We start from the raw sequence: 5335 nt of genomic DNA on the forward strand, positions 1-5335 counted from the left end.
ATTAATGATGATGGAATATGAGAAAAAAGAGGCTTATCTTTACGGTAATCAAATAATGCTTGATGAGGAGAGAAGATTAGGAAAAGAAGAAGGTATTAAAGAGGGAATCAAAGAAAATCAAATATTGACAGCAAAAAATATGAAAAATAAAAATATGGATATAAATCTTATCAGTGAATTAACTGGATTAAGTATAGAAGAAATAGAGAAATTATAATAAAAAAGGATCAATAACTATTTTTTATCTTATTTATATCCCCGCCATTTTAGATTTTAAGGTTTTATTTTTTTATATTAGTTTAATTAAATCTTTTGAGCCTTCACTTTAAAAATTGCACCCGCCAAAAGTGTGATTTAAATTTAAGGCTTGTCTAAACGCACACAGAACGAATCTTTAAAATATAAATTGATTAACAAATCTAATTTATTTTATATATAAGAACCGATTTAACGTGCGTTGAATAATATTATAAAATTTAAAAAACACTTGGGTTGGCAGCCAGAGTAACAGTAAAAGCTAAAGAAGAAAAATAATTTATAAATAACATATTGCATTCAAAAATTTAGAGGGAGTGAATTAGAATAAATTTTTAAACTTTATTTTAATCCCCGCCCTTTTAGATTTTAGGGCTTTATTTTTTATATTGGCTTTAATTAAATCTATAAACCTATTATTTTTTTAGTACACCCGCCCAAGCGTTATTGATATAAGAAACTATAATATATATTTTTATATAAACTCTATAAAATACAAAAATTGAATATCTTTAATTTATATGTTTTCATAAATATATTGTTGCTATAAAAATCATTGAATAGTATTTTTTATAAGTCTAATATAATAAAAATAAATAAAAATTATTATTCATCAGCCCACATTCGCTCTACTTTGGATATTCCTATTATATCAAAACATAAGCCTAAAACTTTTTTTACTGCTTTTACTAAAGTTAATCTCTCCTGTCTTATTTCAGCATTCTCTTCAAGTACTATATTATCATAGTAGAACTTATGCAAAGCACTTGCTATTTCATAAGTATAATTTATAAGAGTATAAACTTCTAATGATTTAGCAGATTCATATACCTCGTCTGGAAATCTTAATATCATTTTAGCTAGCTTTAAAGAACTTTCATTAGCAATTTTCGATATGTCAAAAGATTTTGTATCATCATATGACATGTTTTTCTCTTCCATTTTGAAGAATATATTGCATACTCTTGCATAGGCATACTGCACATAATATACTGGATTGTCATTATCTTTCTTTTTAGCAAGCTCCAAATCAAAATCAAGCGAACTAGAATATGAACGCATAAGAAGGAAATATCTGGTAGGATCAACCCCTATCTCATCAATAACATCTTCAAGACTAATCATATCTCCTGTTCTTTTGCTCATTCTCACAAGTTCATTTCCTCTGTAAAGACGTACTAACTGACCTAATATTACTTTTAAAGATGCAGTATCTTTACTTACAGCCCTAACAGCTGCAGTAATTCTAGGTACATAACCATGATGGTCTGCCCCCAATATATCTATCAAATAATGATACCCTCTGTCAATTTTATTCTTATGATATGTTATATCTGGGGCAAAGTATGTATAGCTGCCGTTACTTTTTTTAACTACTCTGTCTTTATCATCTCCGTATTTAGTACTTCTAAACCAAACAGCATTATCTTCTTCAAATAAAAGCCCCTCTTTATCCAAAAAGTCCATAGTTTTTTCCAATTCTCCGCCCTCACGTATTTTAAGTTCGGAGGCATAATTGTCCATATGAGTGCCGAATCTCTCAAGAAGTTTTTTCTGGCTTTCCAATATAATATCTTTAGGTACTCCGTCTAATTTTGCTACTTCTTTTATATATTCTCCATGATAGCCGTCTTCTGGAATCTCTCTGCCTTCTTTTACGGCATTAACACTTTCATTTAATTTTGTTATCTGCTCACCAGCATCATTAACATAAAACTCCTGATAAACTTCATGTCCAGCATATTTAAGTATATTTGATAAAGCACTTCCAATAGCAGCCCATCTTCCATGCCCTATATGAAGCGGTCCAGTAGGATTGGCACTTACATATTCTATCAATATCTTTTTCTTATCTTCTACAGTATTTTTTCCATAATCATCATTATTTAAAAGCTCATTTATACATTCATTTATATAATTATAAGATAATGTCAAGTTAATAAATCCAGGTTTTACGGCTTCTATTTTCTCAAAATATTTTTTATCTATTTTTTCTGCTATTGAATTTGCTATTTCTAAAGGATTTTTTTTAAGCACTTTAGCAAGCCTCATAGCTGCAGGGCAGGCATAATCTCCGAATTTGTCATCTGCTGCATAACCTATTTCTATATATGAATCGATTTCTTTTACATCTGTATTTTTAAGATAATCTTCTAATGCAGTTTTTATAATGTTTGAGATAATTTTCTTTAGCATACGCTCCCCGCAATAATGAAATTAAAAATAATAAAATTTAGTTTAAGAATAAAATTTAATAAGATAGAGTATATCAGAGATTAAAACTTCTGCAAGTATATTTTTTTATAAATCAAATATGGTTGACATATTATAAAAAAAATATAATATTTGTATTTAGAAGGATTGTTTTATGTCAAGATATATGCTGCCTGAAGAAGAGCTTTCCAGAGCCTCAAATTGGATAAGCAATTTTTTAATGCGTGAAGGCTATCATGCCGATTATACTATAGAAAGTTTAGCTGAAGTGGATAAGTTTTTTAAAGAAAAACTTAATTTAGTTTTGGAAAGTGACAATAATAGAAACTTTATATTTTCTGTCAGTGCCTATATAGGCGAAGTGATAAGAATAAAATTTCATGGTGCTTGGGAAGTATCAAGAAACATTGATTTAGATGATGAAACTATAGGAATAAGTTTTAAAAATCACAATACTATATATCCGCTTAATATTACACTAGAACTTATACAAAAAAAATATACAATGAAAGAATATTTAAAAAATAACTTTAATTTTTTAATATAAAATTGTTATATTTAATAATGAAAGTAAAAGGTTACTTATTATGATTTCATTTAATGAAGTAGAAAAATACATTGATAATTCTTATGTTATTTTAGACTTAAAAGCTTCCAACAAAGATGAAGCTATTAGCGAAATTTTAATATATTCAGAATCAAAAGGGCTTAGAATAAATATAGCTCAGACTATAGAATCTATGTATAAAAAAGAGGATATTATAAGCAGCGGTTTAGGATATGGTGTAGCTTTTCCTCATGTGAGAACCAATGAAGTAGAAGATAATGATATAATATTTGCTGTTTCTAAAAAAGGATTGAATTACTCTGCATTAGATAAAAAACCTGTTCATCTGCTTACTATGTTTTTAACCAATAAAAAAAGTAATGATAAATATTTGGGACTTCTTTCTCTATTTACAAAGATTTCAAGAATGAGTATGTATTCTGTAGTTTTACTCGAATCTAAAACAGAAGAAGAGTTTAAAACAAAAATGAAAGATATAGCCAAAGATATGCTAGGAGTTAAATAATTATGTCTAATAAAGTTACCGCAATAATACCAGCCAGATATGAATCAACAAGATTTCCAAGAAAATTAACTTACGAACTATTAGGAAAGCCTATAATAATAGCAGTATATGATAATGTAAAAGCTGCTAAAAAAATAGATGATTGTATCATAGCAACGGATTCTAAAGAGATAATGGATATATGTGAAAAAAATAATGCTAAAGCAGTTATGACTTCTAAAGATCACACTTCTGGAACTTCAAGAATTATAGAAGCAGCTAAAAATATTGACTCTGATATTATAATTAATGTTCAGGGTGATGAGCCTTTAATAGATGAATCTGTTCTTAATCCTATAATAGATGTATTTGATGACACTTTAGTTGATATTGCAACTTTAAAAGTAAAAATAGAAGATGACAGTTCTTTAATAAAAGATGAAAATGCTGTAAAAGTAGTTACGGACATTAATGATTATGCTATGTATTTCTCTCGTGCTGCTATACCGCATAGAAGATTTGACCAAAACATAAATGTAAAATATTATAAACATATTGGTATTTATGCCTTTAGAAAAGATATACTTCTAAAAATAGAAAATCTTAAAGAATGTGATTATGAGAGCATAGAAAAACTTGAGCAGTTAAGATGGCTTTATAACGGAATGAAAATAAAAGTATTAGAAACTAAAAAATTTCTTCATGGCATAGATACTATGGAAGATTTGGAATTTGTTCAAAATTATTTAAGAAACTTTGCCGAAAGCGAATTAAATAATGAAAATATATATAAATAACTCTCCCGCACGCAGAGGCAATTTTTTAAATATGGATTAATTTGTAAATTACAATTTTCATTATTTATAAGAGTAAAGTTAAACGTGCGTTGAATATATCATAAATTTAAATAATACTTGGGTGGGCAGTCAGAGTAACAGTTAAAGCTATAAAATTAAAAACATTTATAAATAACATATTGCATTCAAAAATTTAAAGGGTGGGAGTTAAAATAATTTTCAAAACTTTATTTTAATCCCCGCCCTTTTAGATATTAAATCTTTATTTTTTTATATTAGTTTAATTAAATCTTTTTAGCCTTCACTTCAAAAAGTGCACCCGCCCAAAGCGTTATTTAAATTTAATTTATTTTATATATAAGAACTGATTTAACGTGCTTTGAATAGCATTACAAATTTAAAAAATACTTGGGTGGGCAGCCAGAGTAACAGTTAAAGCCATAAAATTAAAAACATTTATAAATAACATATTGCATTCAAAAATTTAAAGGGTGGGAGTGAAAATAAATTTTATACTTTGACATTTATACATTATTTAATTATAATATATGTTATGGAAAATAAATTTAATACTAAACAAATAAAATATTTTAATCCTTTGAATGATTATTTTATCAGATACTTATTTACTGATAAGGGAAGCAGTGAGACTATACTTTTAGATTTTATCAATTCTATAATGATTAATGCTAATATGAAGACTTTTCGCTCTGTAGAAATACTTACACCATTTAATTTAAAGAAAAATAGAAATTTAAAAGAAACTATTGTTGATGTTAAATGTATCACTCAGAATGGTTCAGTAGTTATTATAGAAATACAATTACAAGGCAATTCAAGATTTCCAGAACGCATACTCTATTATTGGGCTGCTAACTATAGTAAATTATTAAAACATGGTGAAAGATACGATGAACTTACTCCAGTAATAAGTATCAATCTTCTCAATTTTAATTTAGATAAAACAAAAAATATACATTCCTGTTATATGCTTTATGAAATGAATAATAAAAAACT

General features: G+C 26.9%; 5 protein-coding genes and 1 pseudogene. 5 read left to right on the forward strand and 1 reads right to left on the reverse strand.

All coding sequences use genetic code 11. From position 1 onward, the window contains the following. Positions 1 to 217: pseudogene (locus tag F811_RS16650) on the forward strand (Rpn family recombination-promoting nuclease/putative transposase); the annotation flags it as partial. A gap of 644 nt (positions 218 to 861) precedes the next feature. Here F811_RS16650 and F811_RS0100675 read toward each other — a convergent pair. Then, on the reverse strand, positions 862 to 2451 hold the full coding sequence (locus F811_RS0100675) for an arginine--tRNA ligase (protein ID WP_020003389.1): 1590 nt from the start codon (positions 2449 to 2451) through the stop codon (positions 862 to 864). A gap of 172 nt (positions 2452 to 2623) precedes the next feature. On the opposite strand from F811_RS0100675, the gene F811_RS0100680 reads away from it, so the two are divergent. The 4 genes from F811_RS0100680 to F811_RS0100695 form a co-directional block, all read left to right on the forward strand. Then, on the forward strand, positions 2624 to 3016 hold the full coding sequence (locus F811_RS0100680; protein WP_020003390.1) for a hypothetical protein: 393 nt from the start codon (positions 2624 to 2626) through the stop codon (positions 3014 to 3016). A gap of 40 nt (positions 3017 to 3056) precedes the next feature. After that, on the forward strand, positions 3057 to 3542 hold the full coding sequence (locus F811_RS0100685; protein ID WP_020003391.1) for a PTS sugar transporter subunit IIA: 486 nt from the start codon (positions 3057 to 3059) through the stop codon (positions 3540 to 3542). A 2-nt stretch (positions 3543 to 3544) separates the two neighbouring features. Further along, a complete protein-coding gene (kdsB, locus tag F811_RS0100690; protein ID WP_020003392.1) occupies positions 3545 to 4318 on the forward strand; it encodes a 3-deoxy-manno-octulosonate cytidylyltransferase in 774 nt (257 codons plus the stop codon). Between the two features lie 553 nt (positions 4319 to 4871). Then, the coding region (locus F811_RS0100695) for an Rpn family recombination-promoting nuclease/putative transposase (protein WP_026364301.1) at positions 4872 to 5335 on the forward strand (464 nt) is incomplete at its 3' end.

Source organism: Brachyspira innocens ATCC 29796 (assembly GCF_000384655.1).
In the GTDB taxonomy this organism is placed as follows: Bacteria; Spirochaetota; Brachyspiria; order Brachyspirales; family Brachyspiraceae; genus Brachyspira; species Brachyspira innocens.

Bases quoted from the DNA above. Each gene is read 5' to 3' on its own strand.
- F811_RS0100675 (WP_020003389.1), bottom strand. From the start codon at position 2,451: ATGCTAAAGAAAATTATCTCAAACATTATAAAAACTGCATTAGAAGAT.
- F811_RS0100680 (WP_020003390.1), top strand. From the start codon at position 2,624: ATGTCAAGATATATGCTGCCTGAAGAAGAGCTTTCCAGAGCCTCAAAT.
- F811_RS0100685 (WP_020003391.1), top strand. From the start codon at position 3,057: ATGATTTCATTTAATGAAGTAGAAAAATACATTGATAATTCTTATGTT.
- kdsB (WP_020003392.1), top strand. From the start codon at position 3,545: ATGTCTAATAAAGTTACCGCAATAATACCAGCCAGATATGAATCAACA.